Annotated in this window: 18 protein-coding genes; 3 read left to right on the top strand and 15 right to left on the bottom strand. The window is 43.7% G+C overall.

Going from position 1 to position 19935, the window contains the following annotated elements; all coding sequences use genetic code 11:
* Positions 1–42: 42 nt before the first annotated feature.
* The 7 genes from pyk to GDZ68_RS06660 form a co-directional block, all read right to left on the bottom strand.
* A complete protein-coding gene (gene pyk / locus GDZ68_RS06630; RefSeq protein WP_153721480.1) occupies positions 43–1803 on the bottom strand; it encodes a pyruvate kinase in 1761 nt (586 codons plus the stop codon).
* Positions 1804–1840: 37 nt separating this feature from the next.
* The gene (gene pfkA / locus GDZ68_RS06635; RefSeq protein ID WP_153721481.1) at positions 1841–2800 is read right to left on the bottom strand and encodes a 6-phosphofructokinase; all 960 of its coding nucleotides are present in this window, start codon (positions 2798–2800) and stop codon (positions 1841–1843) included.
* Positions 2801–2864: 64 nt separating this feature from the next.
* Entirely contained in the window at positions 2865–3818 is a 954-nt protein-coding gene (locus tag GDZ68_RS06640) for an acetyl-CoA carboxylase carboxyltransferase subunit alpha (RefSeq protein ID WP_153721482.1), read from the bottom strand.
* On the bottom strand, positions 3815–4687 hold the full coding sequence (accD, locus tag GDZ68_RS06645) for an acetyl-CoA carboxylase, carboxyltransferase subunit beta (RefSeq protein ID WP_153721483.1): 873 nt from the start codon (positions 4685–4687) through the stop codon (positions 3815–3817). Before accD ends, GDZ68_RS06640 begins: the two co-directional genes overlap by 4 nt.
* Positions 4684–5346 (bottom strand): FadR/GntR family transcriptional regulator, encoded by a 663-nt coding sequence (locus tag GDZ68_RS06650; RefSeq protein ID WP_153721484.1) that lies wholly within the window; start codon positions 5344–5346, stop codon positions 4684–4686. Before GDZ68_RS06650 ends, accD begins: the two co-directional genes overlap by 4 nt.
* A gap of 202 nt (positions 5347–5548) precedes the next feature.
* Positions 5549–8620 carry a DNA polymerase III subunit alpha gene (locus GDZ68_RS06655; protein WP_153721485.1) on the bottom strand — a complete coding sequence of 1024 codons (3072 nt, stop codon included), beginning with the start codon at positions 8618–8620 and terminating at the stop codon, positions 5549–5551.
* A gap of 19 nt (positions 8621–8639) precedes the next feature.
* Positions 8640–9581: a DHH family phosphoesterase gene (locus tag GDZ68_RS06660; RefSeq protein ID WP_153721486.1), complete on the bottom strand. Its 942-nt coding sequence runs from the start codon at positions 9579–9581 to the stop codon at positions 8640–8642.
* Between the two features lie 120 nt (positions 9582–9701).
* Between GDZ68_RS06660 and GDZ68_RS06665 the strand changes: the two genes are divergently transcribed.
* The gene (locus tag GDZ68_RS06665) at positions 9702–10022 is read left to right on the top strand and encodes a YtpI family protein (RefSeq protein ID WP_153721487.1); all 321 of its coding nucleotides are present in this window, start codon (positions 9702–9704) and stop codon (positions 10020–10022) included.
* A gap of 29 nt (positions 10023–10051) precedes the next feature.
* On the opposite strand, the gene GDZ68_RS06670 is transcribed toward GDZ68_RS06665, so the two are convergent.
* Together GDZ68_RS06670 and GDZ68_RS06675 are read right to left on the bottom strand one after the other, a co-directional pair.
* Entirely contained in the window at positions 10052–11359 is a 1308-nt protein-coding gene (locus tag GDZ68_RS06670; RefSeq protein ID WP_153721488.1) for a DRTGG domain-containing protein, read from the bottom strand.
* 139 nt (positions 11360–11498) lie between these two features.
* Positions 11499–12176 carry a metal-dependent hydrolase gene (locus GDZ68_RS06675; RefSeq protein ID WP_153721489.1) on the bottom strand — a complete coding sequence of 226 codons (678 nt, stop codon included), beginning with the start codon at positions 12174–12176 and terminating at the stop codon, positions 11499–11501.
* 104 nt (positions 12177–12280) lie between these two features.
* On the opposite strand from GDZ68_RS06675, the gene GDZ68_RS06680 reads away from it, so the two are divergent.
* Complete coding sequence (locus GDZ68_RS06680) at positions 12281–13375, top strand: M24 family metallopeptidase (RefSeq protein WP_153721490.1); 1095 nt, start codon at positions 12281–12283, stop codon at positions 13373–13375.
* Positions 13376–14151: 776 nt separating this feature from the next.
* Here GDZ68_RS06680 and ald read toward each other — a convergent pair.
* Complete coding sequence (ald, locus tag GDZ68_RS06685; protein ID WP_153721491.1) at positions 14152–15273, bottom strand: alanine dehydrogenase; 1122 nt, start codon at positions 15271–15273, stop codon at positions 14152–14154.
* A gap of 234 nt (positions 15274–15507) precedes the next feature.
* Here ald and GDZ68_RS06690 point away from each other — a divergent pair, with 234 nt between their 5' ends.
* Complete coding sequence (locus GDZ68_RS06690) at positions 15508–15960, top strand: universal stress protein (RefSeq protein WP_153721492.1); 453 nt, start codon at positions 15508–15510, stop codon at positions 15958–15960.
* A gap of 42 nt (positions 15961–16002) precedes the next feature.
* On the opposite strand, the gene GDZ68_RS06695 is transcribed toward GDZ68_RS06690, so the two are convergent.
* From GDZ68_RS06695 to GDZ68_RS06715, 5 genes are all read right to left on the bottom strand, one after another.
* Positions 16003–17226, bottom strand: coding sequence for an acetate kinase (locus GDZ68_RS06695; RefSeq protein WP_153721493.1), 1224 nt, complete (start codon positions 17224–17226; stop codon positions 16003–16005).
* A 155-nt stretch (positions 17227–17381) separates the two neighbouring features.
* Positions 17382–18296 carry a class I SAM-dependent methyltransferase gene (locus GDZ68_RS06700; RefSeq protein ID WP_153721494.1) on the bottom strand — a complete coding sequence of 305 codons (915 nt, stop codon included), beginning with the start codon at positions 18294–18296 and terminating at the stop codon, positions 17382–17384.
* Positions 18297–18342: 46 nt separating this feature from the next.
* Complete coding sequence (tpx, locus tag GDZ68_RS06705) at positions 18343–18846, bottom strand: thiol peroxidase (RefSeq protein ID WP_153721495.1); 504 nt, start codon at positions 18844–18846, stop codon at positions 18343–18345.
* A gap of 27 nt (positions 18847–18873) precedes the next feature.
* Positions 18874–19425, bottom strand: coding sequence for an RDD family protein (locus GDZ68_RS06710; RefSeq protein ID WP_153721496.1), 552 nt, complete (start codon positions 19423–19425; stop codon positions 18874–18876).
* 12 nt (positions 19426–19437) lie between these two features.
* Positions 19438–19935, bottom strand: a 498-nt coding sequence (locus GDZ68_RS06715; protein ID WP_194841085.1) for a S49 family peptidase, incomplete at its 5' end; no start/stop codon positions are given.

The raw sequence follows: 19935 nt of genomic DNA on the forward strand, positions 1-19935 counted from the left end.
AAGACCGCCTTCTCAAATTTAGAGAATAGCGGTCTGAATGTTTTACAATACTTTAGCATGCCCATTATAAATGACGCCTGTAGCTGCATCCATTGTAATGTCACTGCCACTTTTTATAACTGATGTGATATTTTCAGCTCCGACAATAACAGGAATTCCCAAGCTCAATCCAACTACTGCAGCATGGCTGGTCAATCCGCTGGTTTCTGTGATGATGCCCGCACATCTCTCAAGTGCAGCATACATATCGCGATCAGTCGACCGTGTCACAATGATGTCTCCTTCAGTTATTTGAGTCAGTGCTTCTCTTGCTGAATTAATGATTTTAGCCTTACCGAACGCCACATTTTTACCAATTCCCTGTCCGCGTCCAATTAAATCACCAATGACATGAAGTTTCATCAAATTGGTTGTTCCTGCTTCGCCTACCGGCACACCTGCGGTAATAATGACTACGTCACCGTGAGTTACATATTGATGTTTGACACTTTCTTCAACTGACTCTTGAAGGATGCCGTCAATATCCAGCGCTTTTTTACCAACAATCGGATAGACACCCCAGACAAGTGTCAGTTTATTGGAAACTGCCTCGGAACGAGTAACTGCAATGATCGGAACACCCGGACGGTACTTCGCAATCATTATGGCAGTCTGACCGCTTTCCGTCGGTGCCAAGATGACTTTTACATTCAGATTCAGCGCTGTGTAAGCCGCAGCCTGTCCAATTGCCTCTGTAAGGTTTCCTTCTTTTTCCTTACTGCGTGTAGATACAACTGAGTGGAAATCCATGGAATCTTCCGTAGAAACAGCAATCTTGTTCATGACTTTTACAGATTCAATCGGGTAAAGTCCGGCAGCCGTCTCACCTGAAAGCATAATTGCATCAGAACCGTCTAAGATGGCATTTGCGACGTCACTGGCTTCAGCTCTTGTAGGACGCGGATTTCTCTGCATAGAATCCAGCATTTGTGTAGCAGTAATAACAGGCTTACCAAATTGGTTACATTTTTTGATCATCATTTTTTGGACAAGCGGCACTTCTTCAGCTGGAATTTCCACACCTAAGTCTCCGCGTGCAACCATCAGGCCATCCGACAATTGAAGTATTTCATCTAAATTGTCTACGCCTTCCTGGTTTTCAATCTTTGGTACGATATGAAGGTGTCCGCCATTATTATTTTCAAGCAATTCACGGATTTCCATGACGTCTGATGCCCGGCGAACAAAGGAAGCTGCGATAAAATCGACATCTTGTTCAATACCGAAGAGAATATCTTCTTTATCTTTGTCTGTAATTCCAGGAAGCTGAACAGAGACATTAGGAACGTTAACGCCTTTATTATTCTTTAAAGGTCCGGCGTTGATGACTTTCGTATGGATCAAGCCTTTTTCTTCGTCTTTTCCTGTTACCTCTAATTCAATCAAACCGTCGTCAAGGAGGACAAATGATCCACGGTCAACGTCTTTGATCAATTCCTCATAGGTTACAGAGAACACTTCTTCTGTTCCAAGCACTTCTTCCATCGAGATGTCGATGGCCTGTCCTCTGACTAATTCAATCTGATCGTCTTTCATTTTATGTGTCCGGATTTCAGGGCCTTTTGTGTCCAATAAAATACCGACAACTTTTCCTTTTTCTCTTGCTGCTTTACGAATTCTTTCGATACGTACTCGGTGTTCTTCCTGGGTGCCGTGGGAGAAGTTCAGACGCGCAACGTTCATCCCTGCGTCAATCAGTTTTTTCAGCGATTCATACGATTCACTGGCCGGACCGATTGTACACACGATTTTTGTCTTTCTCACTGCTTATCGCTCCTCTGTGTTGTGTAGACTATAGCAATTAGATGGATAAAGTTTCGGCTAGATCCAATAATGATAAGTCCAACTTTTCTCGTTTCGTAAACACTTCTTCTAAATTATAGTCTACCACTTTATGATTTCTCATACCAATGGCAACATTCGTTTTTCCTTCAATTAATGCTTCAACCGCTCTTGCGCCGTACTGACTTGCAATAACGCGGTCCCGAGCAGATGGTGATCCGCCTCTTTGCATATGGCCCAAAATAGAAACCCTCGTTTCTACATTCGCCTCTTTTTTCAGTATTTCCGCCAATTCGCTCGCCGGCATCATTCCTTCTGCAAGCACGATAATACTATGTTTTTTTCCCCGGTCTGTACTTTGTTTGATCCGATTGATAATGGAATTAACATCAAATTCTTTTTCCGGCAATAAAATAGATTCTGCTCCGCCGCCCAGTCCTGCCCATAACGCCAAATCGCCGGCGTCGCGCCCCATCACTTCAATGATGAATGAACGGTCATGCGAAGTCGCCGTGTCACGAATTTTATCTATTGCTTCTACAACTGTATTCAGCGCGGTATCAAATCCAATTGTAAACTGAGTGCCGTTAATGTCGTTATCGATTGTCGCGGGCACACAGGCACAGGGAACGCCCAGCTTCACCAGTTCATTGGCCCCTCTGAACGAACCGTCTCCTCCGATTACGACGACCCCTTCTATACCATGCAGTTTAATTTGACGCAGTGCTTTTTCACGGCCTTCGACTGTGGTAAATTCAGGACATCTTGCTGAACGCAATATCGTTCCGCCTCTTTGAATAATATCTCCGACTGAACCCAATTGAAACTGTTCGATTTTGCCGTCGATTAATCCCTGGTATCCATTAAACACACCTGCCACTTCCAGCCCTTCAAAAATTGCTTTCCTGACAACCGAACGAATGGCTGCATTCATCCCTGGGGCATCTCCGCCACTAGTCAACACAGCAATTTTTTTCATCCCGCACTCTCCTTTCCTCTTTACCGGTTATGTAATGAGCAAAAGATACGGTTTCCCGCATCTTTCATTCCGAAAAGACACCAATATTACGGAACTTTTCATAACGCTGGTCGATTAATTCATCAGCAGAGAGTTCGCATAATATTTGCAGAGATCTGCGCAGTGTTTCCCGCATTTCTACTGCTTGCTGAGCTGTATCTCGATGTGCTCCGCCAAGTACCTCGGGAATAATTTCATCGATAATTTTCATGTTCTTTAAATCTGGTGCAGTAATTTTCATCGCTTCAGCCGCCTGCTTGGCAAGTGACGGATCTTTCCACAATATAGACGCCGCACCTTCGGGTGAGATGACAGAGTATGTGGAGTTCTCAAGCATATGAATGTGGTTCGCGACACCCAGCGCCAAAGCACCGCCACTTCCGCCTTCACCGATAACAACAGAAATTACAGGAACCTTCAAACCTGCCATTTCCACTAAATTGCGGGCAATGGCTTCACTCTGGCCGCGCTCTTCTGCCGCTTTACCCGGATAGGCTCCTTTTGTATCAATAAAGCAGACAATCGGACGATTGAATTTTTCTGCCTGTTTCATTAAGCGCAATGCTTTTCGGTAACCTTCAGGATGCGGCATGCCAAAATTCCTTCTGACATTTTCTTTTGTATCTTTCCCTCTTTGATGTCCGATAATCGTAATGGGCATTTGTTCAAATGAAGCGATGCCGCCGATGATTGCTTCATCATCTGCAAAGTTACGGTCACCATGAAGCTCAATGAAATCTTCAAAAAGACTCTCGATATAATCTTTCGTCGTAGGTCTTGCCGGGTGTCTCGCCACTTGCACACGATCCCACGGTTCCATCTTTTCGTATATATCTTTTTCTAATTTTGATAAACGTTTTTTTAGATTACTGATCTCAGACGTGAGATCCACATCATTGACTGCAGTATATTCTTCCAGCTCATTGATTTTTTCACGCAGTTTTACAATGGGTTCTTCAAACGCTAATGTTTTACTCATGCCAGTTCTGTCTCCTTTCTTGCATGCAGATGAATGATTTTACTCATTACATCCACCATGTCATTTCGGTGAACTACTGCATCGACCTGACCGTGACTAAGCAGAAATTCAGCTGTCTGGAAATCTTCCGGTAATTTTTCACGGACGGTTTGTTCAATGACGCGTCTTCCCGCAAAACCAATCAGTGCTTTCGGTTCTGCCAGATTTATGTCACCAACAGATGCAAAACTGGCTGAAACCCCGCCGGTCGTCGGATAAGTCATAATGGATACAAATAACAGGCCTTTATTGGAATGACGCTTTAAGGCAACACTCACTTTTGCCATTTGCATCAGACTCAACACACCCTCCTGCATCCGCGCTCCGCCGCTCGCTGAGAAAATCAGCATCGGAATACCAAGTTCTGTTGCTTTTTCTACAGCTCTTGTGATTTTTTCACCTACTACCGACCCCATCGAACCCATTCGGAAATGTGCATCCATGACGGCAATCGCTACTTGACGTCCCTGGATCTTTCCGATGCCTGTCAAAACCGCTTCATTCAAACCGGTCGCAGCCGCATCTGCCTTGATTTTTTCCGTGTATGAAGGGAAATCCAGAGGGTTTTCAGTTATCAGATGATCGTCCATGGATGTAAAACTTTCAGCATCCAGCAATTGTTCGATCCGTTCATGAGCAGTCATTTTGAAATGATGCTGACATTCAGGACAGACCTTGCTGTTTTTCATCAGATCTTTTGTCAGGATTACATGTTTACACTCCGGACATTTCGTCATGATTCCTTCCGGTACATCGTTCTTTCCTTTTGCAGAAGGTATCGTAGCATTGTCTTCTTTTGATTTCTTTTTAAATAATTCTCGGATACTCATTCCATTTCCCCTCTTTCTCCTTCAACTCGGTTCATCCATTGTGTGTAATACTTAATTGCCTGTTCCATGTTTCCTGCTATCATTTCATCTAGCAATGCGCTTGCCGTTTCTACTTCATCGTGCTCCATGATAGCCACATCAAAAGACACACCGCTATATTGTTTCAATAAAAACCAAATTTTTAAAGACAGGCGATTTTCAGTCGCAACAATTGTTTCACGTATTAAATCTTCCCGCAGGAAAATTGCATCGGATTCACGCAGTTTAGTCTGCATGCCCCGCCAGACCGGCAGCGCGCGTAATTCTTCGTCCTCTGTCACAGCGATGATGGCAGCCCGTTCATGAATCATTCTGGTCTCTGTCACATCTTCTACCGAGCGGGCCTGCTGCATAATGAAGCTGGACAGCACCTCCACTAACTGATGCTTCTTAAAATCTGACAAATATGTCCCTTCACCGCGCCTGGTCTCGATTAAACCAAGCAGTTCCATACTTCGCAACGCTTCACGGACTGCTGACCTTCCAACCTGCAAATGTTCAGCAAGATGGCGTTCCGAAGGCAGTTTATCACCATATTGAATGCCTTTATCTTTAATTAGTAATTGCAGTTCTCCGATAATATCCAAAAATCTCTTGGATGAGGATTGTGAATTTTGCATTGAAGAACTCCTTTATTGTTCTATCGGCAAAGTGGTCTGACCACCTTGCTTACTAGCATACAAAAAAGAATACGCTCCGTAAAGGCAAAACCTGAAATTTCATCAGTTTATTTCATCCCGACTGAACGCTCGCTTTTAAAAAATAAAGATGCAGCCAGTAACAGCATGGGTTACTGGCTATCAAGAAATTCGACCGATTGATTTATTCTTTCTGATCTGCGGATAACGGGATACACCGTTCCGCAATCAGTTGTACTGATTGATTGCGATAATCTATTGAACCGGCCACTTGGATAAATTGATTTTCTGTCAAATGAATACTGGTTTCTGCATATTGTTTAGGAAATACAGTACAGGAAATCTCCCCTGTTTCATCTTGCAGCGTAAAAAAAGCCATTGCTTCCCCTTTTTTCGTTCGGATTCGCTTGACGGATAAAATCATTCCCATACAATTGACTTTTGCACCCACCCGCATAGTAACCGCGGAATCGATGGATTGAATTTCTGCAGCGGACTGCTGTTTCAGCTGCTGTACCGGGTGTTCTGACAAGTAAAACCCTAAAGTGTCCCGTTCAAAACGCAGCATGGTCATTCGGTCCATTTTTCCTCCGGGGGTGTACTTTGGCCGGGAGTTAAATTGAAACTGGTCACTGAACGCATCATCCCCAATATATAATGCATGAGAATGAGCTGCCTCAAATGAAGCAAGAAGAACAGATCTCGTCTCTCCAAATTCATCTAAAGCACCTGCTTTAATTAGAGGAAGAAGTGCTTTTTCAGTGAAATGACCGGCACCCATTGCCACAGCCATATCAAACATGGAATTCCAGTGATTCTTTTGACGCGCCTCAGCGAGCTGCTGATAGAAAGCATAGGTTACTCCTTTAATCGCCCCAAGCCCCAGACGTATGACCTCCCCTTCTACCGTGTGTCCGTAACGGCTCTTTTGAACAGAAGGAGGAGCAATCTTTATTCCTTTGGCCTGAATTTCGCGGATCAGTTCCATCATCTTTTCTTTACTGCCTGTAAGCGAAGATAAATAGGCCGCATAAAAATACAGCGGTTCATTTGCTTTAAAGTAAGCCAGCCGATAAGAAATCAGCGTATACGCCACAGCATGACTCTTCGGGAATCCATAATCTGCAAATTTGACGATTAAGTTATAGACGTTATTCGCTTTGTCCCGGTTAAATCCTTTTTTTGTCGCACCGGCAATAAAATGCTGGCGCTCTTCTTCCAATACTTGCTGGTTCTTTTTACTAATGGCCCGGCGCAGCAAGTCTGCCTCCGCCATCGAGAATCCGGCTATTTCGACAGCAATTTTCATAATCTGTTCCTGATAAATGATAATGCCGTATGTATCCGACAAAATCGGCTGTAATTCAGGAATCTCATAATTTGTCGGTTCCTGCCCTTTTTTACGACTGCTGTACAGAGGAATAAATTCCATTGGACCCGGTCTGTAGAGCGCATTTACAGAATACAAATCTTTAAAATCATCCGGCTGAATGGTCCTTAGCGCCTGACGCATGCCGGGAGATTCAAATTGAAAAATCCCTGTCGTATCCCCCGACTTAAATAAGCGATACGTAGGCTGATCATTAAAAGAAATTTTTTCAAAATCGATATATTGGTTTTTATTATATTGGATCATAGAATGAATACGGTCGAGCAATGTAAGATTTCTCAACCCTAAGAAATCCATTTTCAATAAACCTGCTTCTTCCACGTCTTCCATTGCCCATTGTGTCAAAAACACTTCTTCAGTGCCCAATTGCAGCGGCACAAAATGGACGAGCGGTTCTGCTGAGAGTACGACTCCCGCTGCGTGTGTTGAAGCATTTCTCGGTAAATCCTCTAATTTTTCAGCCGCTTGCTGCCAAAGTGCTCTCTTCGGATCCACCGCAATCCAATCCTGCAATTTTTTCGATTGCTGAACGGAATCCTTGAACGACAGCCCCCTGCTCAGCGCGTTAGAAATAAAACGTACTTCTTCCGGTGAGAAATCCAACACTCTTCCTACATTCCGCGCCACAGCCTTCGTCGACAATGTGCCGAATGTAATGATTTGTGCTGTATATTGTTTACCGTATGTCTCCGCTACATAATTTACGACTTCAGTCCGGCGGTTATCTGCAAAATCAATGTCAATGTCAGGCATTGTTACTCTTTGAGGATTTAAAAACCTCTCAAACAGCAAGCCGTAATGAATGGGATCCACTTCTGTTATCCCCAAAGAAAACGCCACAAGTGAGCCTGCAGACGATCCCCGTCCCGGTCCCACAAGAATCTTTTGGCTTTTTGCAAATTTAACATAATCCTCAACGATCAAAAAGTAATCAGTAAAGCCCATTTCTTCAATTACGTCTATTTCGTAATGCAATCGATCCATGTATTCTTCAGGTATTGGCTGAAAACGTTTCTGAAGTCCATGCAGACATTTTTCTGTGAGTAATGATGCAGGTGTCTGAGCATTTCCGACTGGGAACACAGGCATCTGGAAAGGGCCTTTTGAAAGTTCCACCTGGCACGAACGAAGAAGTTCCTCCATTGTATGAAGCCATTGCGGAACATCGCGGAACCATTCGAGCAGCTCACTCTCTTCAGGTAAAAAGGCCTGTCGAAAACGATTCGGCGGCTTTTGAGGATCATTCAGTTTATAGCCGTTTCGAATGGCAGCAGCCACTTCGTAGGCAGGAAAATCTTCAAGATGAAGAAACCGCGTTTCCTGACAGGCAATAACACGCAGGCCGCAGTTTTCAGCAATTTGAACAAGTGTTTCTTCTTCCGGATGGCGAAATCCTCCCGGACGCGCTATTCCGATAAAAGCAGTTGCTGTGTCTCCGCCTCCTATGATCTGACGAATCACTTCATCCGTACGATAATCAGCCCATGAAGAATCGGTCACCGCACAGACTATCGAGCACGATTCACGATATGCATTCAGCCAGGCCAGGGGCAAATTTTCTTCCTCACGTGTTGAGATCGCACTGCTCATTTTCATCAGATTAGAAAAGCCCTGCTGATTGTGGGCGTAGACATATACCAGCAGATCTTTCTCTTCCACTGTGACATATACCGATAGACCGATGACAGGCTGAATACCATATTTCAGCAACATTTTACTGAACGAGCGGACACCGTATAATTTACTATTTACGATTGCAGCAGAACGGGCCCCTCTTTTTTGTAAAAGAGGAGCCAGTTCGTCTAATTTCACTATTCCGCGCAGCAGATCTGCGCCTGTAATGATTTGCGGGTACATCAGGTCCATAGCAATCCCTCAGCTCTGCTTAGTAATTTCGGCAAAGTTCCTGTAACTTCCCAATGACTTCATCTGCTTCTTTCCAAGAATAAACGGATGCTCCAGAGGCAAGCGGATGGCCGCCGCCTTTATATTGCATCGCCAGTGTATTGATTACCGGTCCTTTTGAACGCAGACGGACACGAATCTGATCGTCTTCCTCAACGAAAATAATCCAGGCGCAAATTCCTTTTACATTCCCGAGAGAACCGACTAAATCAGACGTTTCAGCTACCGTCACATTAAATTGCTTCAAAATTTCCTGTGTCAGTTTAATATAGGCGGCTCCATTCTCATCAATCGTAAAGTTCTGATAAATATAACCCTGCAGATGCAGGATTTTACGGTCCACTTCATACATATCCGCAAATAATTGTGTGCGGTCAAAGTTTTGTTTAATCAATGAACTCGCCACTTCAAAGGTCTTTTCAGTCGCGCTCTGGAACATGAAACGTCCGGTGTCACCGACAATTCCTGCGAATAAAAAGCGAGCGGCTTCAGCTGACATTTCCCAGCCGGACGAAGCCTGGCCTTCTTCAAAAAGAGTGTAAATCATTTCCGAACAGGAGCTGGCGTCTGTATTTACCCACCGCTCATCACCATAAGGATCCTCATTCGGATGATGGTCAATCTTTAAAAGGAAAGCACCCCGGTCAAAGTAAGGCCCATCGATCCGATCGGTATTTGCAGTATCCGTAACAATGACCAGCGCTCCATTGTAATCTTCTTCCGCCACGCAGTCGGGTTCGGCTAAATAACTTAACAGTACATCGTGCGTTCCTGCTGCCATTATGCGCTTCTTTGGATAATTTTTCTCCAGCAAAGCCTTCAACCCCATCTGAGATCCATATGCATCCGGGTCTGGACGGACATGCCGATGGATGATGATGGTTTCATATTGTTCAATTGTGTCTATGATTTGTCGTTTCATGAGGATTCCTCCAAGTTCTTGTTCTAGTATTCGCAATTGCCATGAAAAGCCGATACAATATATAGTGACTAAAAGGTTCAATACCGATAGATTACTTTCATGTAATGGAGGCTTTTTTTAATGGGAACGATCAATTTTCTATTTGTTTTTGGCATTGTTGCTTCCGGCGTTTTTTATTTTGCTTTTAAGACCCGGCAATTCCGCACAAGCCATATGTTTCCGATTCGCAAGAAGATGTATGCCAGCATGGCGGGCACTGCACTCGGCACACTGCTGATCTTTTTCGGCATCAACCAATTATTGTTGTTTGAAGGAGTCCTGACATACATTGTAGTAGCTATTTTCGTTTTATTCGGCGGCTATGTAGCCATCTTTAACTTTAAAGCAATGAAACACTACAAGCAGTTCGTAGCCGAAGAACGTGCACTTAATGAAAACTGATGTCCATGGACATCAGTTTTTTTGTGCTTTTATTTATCAAAGAGCTGGAACATTCCCATGGCTTTTGCCACGATGCTTCCATTGGAAAACAATTCAATTTCCAGTTTGATGAAACGTCTGCTCACATGCAGCAGTTTAGGCTCAACTTTCACCGTTGCACCCAGCTGGACTTGTTTAATGAAATAGATTGTAATGTTTTCAGGTACACTTTCACCTTTTTTCTGAATGCGGATGACCCGGCTGCCTGCTTCATTCAAAATAGTCAGCATCGCGCCATATGACAGGGAACCGAATTGGTTCGTCATTTGCGGCACAACAGCGAATTCGATATTTTCGGGTTCATTCGGAATCGCTTTCATTTGATTCTTGATGATATCGTCAATAGTTTCGCCCTGCTGCGGCTGGCGCTGCGTCATTTGAAGGGCTTTTAATACGTCCTGACGGCTGATAATACCTTCTAAAATGCCTGCATCCGATACTACAGGCATAAGATCAATACCTTCCCAAATCATACTGTGCCCCGCAGATGCAACACTCATTTTACCGCTGACCGTAATAGGGTTCGGCGTCATCACTTTTCTGATAATATCCATGTTGGGTTTGCTCACTACATCACGAGAGGTAAGGATACCCACCAATTTACCGTTAGATTCTACTACTGGATAGGCAGAGTGGGAAGTTTGATGATTGACTTCATAAAACTGGTCCACCGAGTCTTCCGGAGATAAAGTCACCGTTTGGGCGATCGGTGTTAAAATATCTTCTACCAATAAAATTTCTTTTTCAATCAGCTGGTCGTAAATTGCACGATTAAGCATAGTAGCAACCGTGAACGTATCATAGCTCGTGGAGATGACAGGCAAATTCATTTCATCTGCCAGCTGTTTCACTTCATCAGATGCATCAAAACCACCAGTCACAAGGACAGCAGCACCCGCTTTTATTGCAATTTCATGCGCTTTCAGGCGGTTCCCTACAATGAGCAGACTGCCTGCGTCTATATAGCGGATCATATCATCGAGCTGCATTGCGCCTATTACAAACTTTGTTAAGGTCTTATGTAAACCGTCACGACCGCCCAGCACCACTCCGTCTACGATATTAATGACTTCGGCAAATGTCAGGCGTTCTATATTTTCTTTTTTCTTTTTTTCTATCCGAATTGTGCCGACACGTTCAATCGTGTTGACTAGCTTTTGGTTTTCGGCTTCTTTTATCGCACGATATGCAGTTCCGTCACTTACTTCCAGCGCTTTGGCTACCTGGCGAACGGAGATTTTTTCTCCAACTGCCAGACTTTCAATATAACGCAAAATCTGTTCGTGTTTTGTTGACATGGCTTCACCTTTTTCTTCCAGCTGTTTTGAACGATTTAGGCTTTTTGCTAATCATACCATAAATCAATCAAAAAGCGGTCAAAGACGACAACAAAGCGTCTTGACCGCGATATTATTTTATTTTTGTTCTTTAATGACGTTATAATTCAATGATTTCTCCTGCCTGCATGATCTTCACTTCATGGGACGTGACAAGTGTTGCGAAATCCTCGGGGTCCTGCTCGATTGGCGGAAACGTATTATAGTGGACGGGTACTGTTAACTTTGGTTTCAGAATCTCTACTGCCTTCGCAGCGTCTGCCGGCCCCATAGTGAAATTATCGCCGATTGGAAGAAATGCTATATCAATTGGGTCTTCTGCGTACAATTTCATGTCACTGAACAACGAAGTGTCTCCAGCGTGATAGATGATTTTCCCTTCAATTGTCAGCAGCAATCCTGCCGGCATCCCGGTGTAGATGATTTCATTATCTTCAGTTGTATAAGAGGAACTGTGGAACGCCTGTGTATACTTAACTGTACCAAAATCAAACTCCTTAGCCCCTCCAATATTCATGCCATGCGTCTGCAGTCCTTGGAATCCTAAATAAACAGCCAATTCGTTTGGAGCTACTACAAGAATATTTTCTCTTTTTGCAATGTCCATTGTATCACCGACATGATCATTATGACCATGCGTCAATAAAATGACATCCGGCTTTTCTTCTGTTGCATTAAGATCAGTGAGTTTGTTGCCGGTAATAAATGGATCAATCAATATCGTCTTTCCGTTGGTCTCAATTTTCACGATTGAATGGCCATGGTACGAAATTTTCACAAAGATCACTCTCCTAAATATAATAACCCGCTATATCTACCTTCTCTAAAACAACATAAAATCCTCTTTTTTGTTATACTGACAGAAACAAAGGAGGCAACATCATGTCAAACTTGAAGAAAGTCCAAGATTTTTTGGTTGATCGTCAAATCGATGCGGCGTTAATCACAAATCCCGATAATATATTTTATCTGTCAAATTTCCGCAGTGATCCGCATGAACGGTTACTGGGCGTGGTAATCTTTAAAGAAAAAGAACCATTCATTATCTGTCCTTCTATGGAAGTATCCGATGTAAAAGCAATTGGCTGGCCACATGATGTTATTGGCTATAAAGATACTGATAACGCCTTCGAGTTTTTGGAGAAAGCTATACTGGATCGTATTTCCGAACTGACATTATTGGCAATTGAAAAAGAGCATCTGACAGTCGACCGGTTTGAAATTCTTCAGGAGCGTTTCCCTGCACTGCTGTTTGCTAAATCAGATGACATGCTCGCGAAAAACCGGCTAATTAAAGACGTCAGGGAAATCGAATACTTACGAAAAGCTGCACAATTAGCAGACTATGCAATTGAGGTTGGCTGCGGCGAAATAGCCGAGGGCAAGACAGAGCTTGAAATCGTTCAGGCAGTCGAACAGGCTGTAAAGCAAAAAGGTGCAGAAAAAATGGCATTTGAAACTATCATTATTTCGGGCAAAAAAACTGCCTCCCCTCACGGCATACCCGGTGACCGCAGAATTGAAAAAGGTGATTTCATTCTTTTCGATCTGGGTGTGGTTTATAAAGGGTATTGCTCGGATATTACACGGACTGTTTCATTTGGTGAGCCAGCAGAAGCTAAGCTGAAAATTTATGAAACCGTTAAAAAAGCACAGCAGGCAGCCATTGACACTGTGCGTCCGGGAATTCTCGCGAAAGAAGTGGATTTAGCCGCACGCTCTATCATTGATGAAGCCGGCTATGGCGAACTGTTCCCGCATCGAATCGGGCATGGTCTCGGTATTTCGGTCCATGAATATCCGTCCATCACAGAACACAATAATCTGCCGCTCGAAGAAGGTATGGTGTTCACGATCGAGCCGGGTATCTATGATCCTGAAATTACAGGCGTACGGATTGAAGATGATGTACTCGTCACAAAAGACGGTGTGGAAGTTTTAACAAAATTCCCTAAAGAGCTTAAAATAATTGAATAAAAGAAGGCTCGTCACCAAAACATGTGCTTGACAGTCTATTTCATGGATTTGACTATGATTGCGCAGTATAGAATGGTAAGTGGGTAGGAGACCGTTCCCCTGCGTTCCAGGCGGACGCGTGTCTTGCGGGCCCGCGGTGAGCCAACTTGAAGTGCAAAGATGTGCTCCTAACGCTTCGCTTTTACTCGCAAAAGCCGTTCTTCGTGACGGCTCTCGCTGCGCTCCCGCAAGTTGTCTCACCTGTCGGCTGATCCTCCCAGAGTGGTTTTGCCGCGGGCTCACACAAAGTGAGTCATGCAACCGTTGCCGCAGGACGCGGCGTACTTAGGTTGCTTGGAACGAAGGTACACTGGCTGGTGTTTCAAGACTTTTTGTATAAGCAGGCAGTATGAGCATACTATCTTAGACCATCACGATAGGTAAGGCGCTTCATGCAATACTTAGCATTTTGCAAAGACTTAAATCCTTGTGATCAAAGTGTTTACAAAGTCGAGAAACGAAGCCAACTCAACTCACACTCTGCCAAAAAGCAACATGACATACATTCTTTAGCAAAAGCGAAGGCGCAACTGCGGGGTCGGCCGTTGCTGTGAGACTGCTGTCACGCTCTTTGTCAGTAGGCTCATAGCGTAAGGCAATCCCCTAGCGCCGAAGCGGGTTTAAACTGCAGCAGGATTTTCGCAATACAGACATGACAAGTTTTCAAGAACCTATTTTGGTGCAGCCCCCCAAAAAAACAGTCCAACACAGATTAGCAGTGTTGGACTGTTTTCGTCTTATATGGTTTCTAAAACGTTAGTAACATCAGTATGCTCGAGCTCCTGAGCTTCGGCTACCGCTTTGTACGTAACTTTACCGGCCAGTGTGTTGAGGCCTTTACGAAGTGCTTCATTGTCTAAGCATGCTTGCTTGACGCCTTTATTGGCAATTTGCAATGCATATGGAATCGTGACATTTGTTAATGCAACTGTAGAAGTCTGCGGAACTGCTCCCGGCATGTTCGCTACTGCGTAATGCACGATGCCGTGCTTCACGTAAGTTGGATCATCATGTGTCGTGACACGGTCAGACGTTTCGAAAATCCCGCCTTGGTCAATCGCGATATCAATCACTACAGAACCAGGTTTCATGGATTTCACCATTTCTTCCGTAACCAATGTCGGAGCCTTAGCACCAGGTATGAGTACGCAGCCAATAACCAAATCCGCGTCTTTCACGGAATTTGCAATATTATATGGATTCGAAACAAGCGTTTGGATATCTTTTCCGAACTGCTCGTCCAGTTGACGAACGCGCTCAACGGAAAGATCAAGGATGGTGACGTGTGCACCGATTCCGATTGCCACACGCGCAGCATTCGTTCCGGCTTGTCCTCCGCCGATGATAGTAATCTTACCACGGGAAACACCAGGTACGCCTGCAAGCAGGATTCCTTTACCGCCTTTTGTCTTTTCAAGATATTGCGCACCAATCTGGGTCGCCATCCGGCCGGCCACCTCACTCATCGGCGCTAGTAATGGCAAAGAACCGTTGGGTAATTGCACTGTTTCATAGGCAATTGCAGTAACTTTATTTTCAATCAGCGCTTTGGTTAAGTTTACTTCTGGAGCTAAATGTAAATACGTGAATAACACTAATCCTTCACGGAAGTATTGGTATTCTGAAGAAGCAGGTTCTTTGACCTTTAATACCATATCGACATCCCAGGCTTCTGCAGCGGTCGGAACGATTATCGCTCCCGCTTCCTTATACTCTTCATCCTGAAAGCTGGACCCCAAACCTGCACCTGTTTCAATATATACTTCATGTCCGGCAGTTTTTAAAGTCAGGACACTGGCAGGGGCTATTGCCACTCGGTTTTCATTGTTTTTAACTTCTTTTGGAACACCTATACGCATGCAAAATCCTCCTAAATTGAAAGTTACGTTAATCGCTCATGTCATCTTGCCGATTAATGTCAATTTCATCTTATCAGAAAATATAAGTTTTTTCCTCTTTTTTTCACTCAATCCCTATCGTTTTCAAATTTGATGCTTTAGAGAAATAGTTTCGACAAAATAGAAGGAATATCTTAAGTTATGAAGAATAGAGTAGTGTAGAAACAATTTAACTTTAAGGATGGAGTGGTATTTATGGCATTGACGTACAAAAATATTATTGTAGCCGTAGACGGTTCTGATGAGGCAAAATGGGCATTTAAAAAAGCAATCGCGATTGCAGATCGCAATGATGCAACTCTTCACTTAATCAACATCATTGATACTCGTTCGTATGCGGCAGTCGAAGCATATGATCGTTCAATTGCTGAAAGAGCTCAAAAGTATGCGGAAGAGTTATTGACCGAATACCGGGGCGAAGCGGCTCAGGCTGGAATAACTAATACTCAAATTCATGTGGAGTATGGTTCGCCAAAGACTTTAATCCCTCGTGACATTGCGAACAAATTAGATGCAGATCTAATCATTTGCGGTGCTACCGGTCTTAACCGCGTAGAGCGTTTCCTAATCGGAAGTGTATCCGAAAACATTGTACGTTCTGCAAAATGTGACGTACTGGTAGTTCGTACACCAGAACACTTAGCTTAATAAAAAAACTCGTTCTTCACACGAAGAACGAGTTTTTTTATTTTATTTTGCTGTTTCAAGCGGTACTGATTCTACTGAAATATTAGCAATACGAACTGTATCACGAGCCAGCATGATTTCTTCATTTGTCGGAATGATCAATACTTTAACAGGCGAATGCGGGAAGCTGATATACGCTTCCTGTCCTCTGACGTTGTTAAGGCTAGGATCGAAATACACACCCATAAATTCTAATCCGTTCATTACCTTTTCCCGCACAATCGCACTGTTCTCACCTATTCCTGCAGTGAAAATTATCGCATCGACCCCGCCCATTCCAGCTGCGTACTGACCGATATGCTGGTGAATGCGATCGGTAAACACATCAAGAGCTAATTGCGCGCGTTCGTTTCCTTGTTCAGCCGCTTCCGTTATATCACGTAAATCACTGGAAAATCCGCTTAAGCCCAGCAAGCCGGATTTCTTATTTAAAACATTGACTACTTCGTCAGCTGTCTGTTCGGTGCGTTCCATCATATACGGAATTAGAGCCGGGTCAATGTTTCCTGACCGCGTGCCCATGATAACACCTGCTAAAGGGGTAAAGCCCATAGACGTATCAACTGACTTACCGCCCTTAACTGCTGCGATACTTGCACCGTTTCCTAAATGGCAGGAAATAAGACGTGTATCTTCAAGCGGACGGTTCAGAATCTTTGCCGCACGTTCGGTCACATATTTATGACTTGTACCGTGGAACCCGTATTTACGAATTCCGTATTTCTCATAATATTCATATGGCAAAGCGTACAAAAACGCTTTTTCAGGCATTGTCTGGTGAAATGCAGTGTCGAAGATCGCAACTGCAGGTATGTTCGGCAGCGCTTCTTTAAAGGCTTTAATCCCGACAATATTAGCCGGATTGTGCAAAGGTGCAAAACCTGAGATTTCTTCAAGTCGTTCAATTACTTCCTCATCGATTAGAACTGAATCACTGAATAGCTCTCCCCCATGAACTACGCGGTGCCCCATTCCGTCAATTTCATCGTAAGATTCGACAACACCTTCACTCAAAAGATGCGCGAGCAGCATGCTGACTGCCTGAGAATGATCCGCAATATCCAAAACCTTCTCGATTTTCTTTTCATTCGTTGACATAGAAAAAATCGAATTGTTCAGACCGATTCTTTCGAATAACCCCTTTGTAATCTCTTCTTCTGTCGTCATCTCAATCAATTGAAATTTTAAAGATGAACTTCCTGCATTAACCGATAAAATTTTCGGCAATTTTATCCACCCCTTCAGTTCACTATTACGTTATTAAACGTTTCAAACTAGTATAATGCCTACTAATTTGAAACGCAATTAAAAATATGAAATTTATTCTATTTTTCTGTAAATATTTTCATAATTAGAAAAATAGAGGAAGAGCGACCGCTCGGTCACTCTTCCTTATTTCCCATCCAGCGGCCCACTTTAGCAAAAAAGCTTTGCATTGCCCGTACGTCGCCTAATTCAGGTATCTTCGCAAGCAATACATTAGGGATAATCATTTGCGCATCAGGCTGCTGTAAAAGCAGGATGCTTTTCGCAAAACGCTGATCTGCAAATAATGAAGCAGGAAGTTCAAACAGCCCTCTTAGCAGTTGATGATCTTTCAGAAACAGTAATAGAGGTTCAGCGCCTTCTGCTGTCAGAAGTCTGGACGGCACAACAAAAAATCCGTAGCCTCCCGGTTTCACATAACGCATTGATTGTTCAATATAAAGATAATGTGAAAAAGCATGTCCTTCTTCAGGCATAAGCTCATAATCCAGCGCTACTTCATCATCGGGATAATACCCTACCGGAATATCGCTGACAACCGCATCTACCAAATCCATCGGCAACGGACGCATAGCATCCTGCAGATAGAAAGATACAGGAAGCTGCAGCAAGTTCGCTGTAGCAGCGGCAATTTGAATTAATACATCATCAATTTCTACTGCACTTGCCGAAGCATTCCCTTCGAATTGGTTCAATACGGTAAAGAGCAGATTACCCGTTCCAGCAGCCGGGTCTAAAAAGGTCGCGTCTTCTGTCTGCTTCATTAACTTGTTAACCAAATAGCCGATTAAATAGCCAATGGAATCAGGTGTCATCTGGTGGTGCGCCTGCGCAGACTGCTTCATTCCTTTTAATAAAGCCAGCTGCACGCCTTTTCGAATTTCTTCGGGTTTCACCGGACTCTCCAATTCCACAGCACCCGGCTGATCAAGCCATCTTTCACTGGCTGCCAGCACCGCATCTAAATATAGCCCGTCGGCATTAGCTGCATACTCATCATAATAAGTAAAAACTTTTTCCATATTGTTCATTGTATTTCCTCCATGAAGAAACCCACCTCATCAGGTGGGTTGCGATTTAATTCAGTTCTTTTACCGCTTGAATGGCTGCATCATAGTCGGGATGGTCGGTTGCTTCACTGACATATTCTACATATGAAACACGGTCGTCGCGGTCCACTACGAAAATGGAGCGGGTTAATAAACGCAGTTCCTTAATCGCAGTGCCAAACTCTGTTCCAAATGAAAGATCTCGGTGATCAGAATATAGCTGTAAATTCTCGACTCCTTCAGCGTCTTTCCATCTCGCCTGCGCAAAAGGAAGATCGACAGAAATAGTTATCACTTCTACATCATCCCCAAGAGCCATCGCTTCATCATTGAAACGTTTTGTCTGAAGAGAGCAAACACCTGTATCGACGGATGGCACGACACTGATGAGACGTACTTTCCCTTTCGACTCGGCCAGCGTGACCGGCTTTAGATCATTTGAAAGCACTGTAAAATCAGGTGCTATTTCTCCAACCTTTACTTCTGTTCCTTCCAAATGGACAGGGTTGTTCTTAAATGTAACATTTACCAAATCAATCACTCCTTTTAAGCTAGTGTACTAAAAGCCCGGGTCTTCTTGCAACTGATGCTGTTCAGACGTGTCTGTTTCAGTCAATTTCTTTTCTTCAAATAGTCGCTCATGTACGACTGCTGTGTCAGCAAAAATATCATGAAGCGCATTTTTATGAGGAGTAAACAATACGAGCAGATACGGTATCCACAACATCTGCGAAATAAAACGTCCGATTCCTTCTCTGAATAATACCGTATTCCAGTCCAGCTTTTCTCCATTCAGCTTGACGACCCGTATGCCCATAATCATTTTACCCACGGTTTGACCCGCCCATTTGGTCATCAGGATAAAGTAAAGCAGAAGCAATAAAAGCGCCGCAATTTTATAAGGACTGAATAAAAAGGCAAATGGTTTAGTAATCCCGGCATCTAGCAAACGGAAAATTGGCTTAATAAAAATGCCGCTGATTGCTGAAACCATCAAAAAATCAATCAAAAATGCCCAAAGCCTGATCCAGAAACCCGCATATTTCGGCTGAAAAAGAGACGGGTATGCCGGCAATGGCCGCTGTGTGTTCAGCATCTCATTCGTCATCATACACTCTCCTCCTTACTCACCATACAAATACATCATCCGGGGGGCTTGATTTTCCGCAATCATTTTTTTGATAATTTGTGATTCAACATCTCCGCCGAATACATCATGTGCTTTTAATGATAAGAGTGAAGCTAAATTATCAGGCGTACCATATTCAAAAACGGATGCATTTTCCAAATGATAGTCTTCTTTCATTGCAGAAACCACAGCCGGTAACTTCCCATAGTCATCCGCCAGACCTGCTTCAATCGCTTGGCGTCCATTCATGACGCGGCCGTCCGCTACTTTACGCACTTCTTTTTCATCCATTCCACGTCCTTGAGCAATGATATCTACGAAACGATTATATGAATCATCAATCATTTCCTGAAGCATTTCCCGCTCTTCGGGTTTCATCTCCCTCGTCGGACTCATCATATCTTTGTAAGGGCCTGATTTAATCGTCGGGAAATCGACACCATATTTTTCGGCCAGTTTACCGTAATTGATTGACTGCATGATGACACCAAT

The sequence above is a fragment of the Sporosarcina cascadiensis genome, from assembly GCF_009650995.1.
Taxonomy (GTDB): domain Bacteria; phylum Bacillota; class Bacilli; order Bacillales_A; family Planococcaceae; genus Sporosarcina; species Sporosarcina cascadiensis.

Excerpts from the sequence above, each read along its gene's own strand:
- pfkA (WP_153721481.1), bottom strand. The coding sequence starts at position 2,800 with ATGAAAAAAATTGCTGTGTTGACTAGTGGCGGAGATGCCCCAGGGATG.
- GDZ68_RS06640 (WP_153721482.1), bottom strand. The coding sequence starts at position 3,818 with ATGAGTAAAACATTAGCGTTTGAAGAACCCATTGTAAAACTGCGTGAA.
- accD (WP_153721483.1), bottom strand. The coding sequence starts at position 4,687 with ATGAGTATCCGAGAATTATTTAAAAAGAAATCAAAAGAAGACAATGCT.
- GDZ68_RS06650 (WP_153721484.1), bottom strand. The coding sequence starts at position 5,346 with ATGCAAAATTCACAATCCTCATCCAAGAGATTTTTGGATATTATCGGA.
- GDZ68_RS06655 (WP_153721485.1), bottom strand. The coding sequence starts at position 8,620 with ATGGACCTGATGTACCCGCAAATCATTACAGGCGCAGATCTGCTGCGC.
- GDZ68_RS06660 (WP_153721486.1), bottom strand. The coding sequence starts at position 9,581 with ATGAAACGACAAATCATAGACACAATTGAACAATATGAAACCATCATC.
- GDZ68_RS06665 (WP_153721487.1), top strand. The coding sequence starts at position 9,702 with ATGGGAACGATCAATTTTCTATTTGTTTTTGGCATTGTTGCTTCCGGC.
- GDZ68_RS06670 (WP_153721488.1), bottom strand. The coding sequence starts at position 11,359 with ATGTCAACAAAACACGAACAGATTTTGCGTTATATTGAAAGTCTGGCA.
- GDZ68_RS06680 (WP_153721490.1), top strand. The coding sequence starts at position 12,281 with ATGTCAAACTTGAAGAAAGTCCAAGATTTTTTGGTTGATCGTCAAATC.
- ald (WP_153721491.1), bottom strand. The coding sequence starts at position 15,273 with ATGCGTATAGGTGTTCCAAAAGAAGTTAAAAACAATGAAAACCGAGTG.
- GDZ68_RS06690 (WP_153721492.1), top strand. The coding sequence starts at position 15,508 with ATGGCATTGACGTACAAAAATATTATTGTAGCCGTAGACGGTTCTGAT.
- GDZ68_RS06700 (WP_153721494.1), bottom strand. The coding sequence starts at position 18,296 with ATGAACAATATGGAAAAAGTTTTTACTTATTATGATGAGTATGCAGCT.
- GDZ68_RS06710 (WP_153721496.1), bottom strand. The coding sequence starts at position 19,425 with ATGATGACGAATGAGATGCTGAACACACAGCGGCCATTGCCGGCATAC.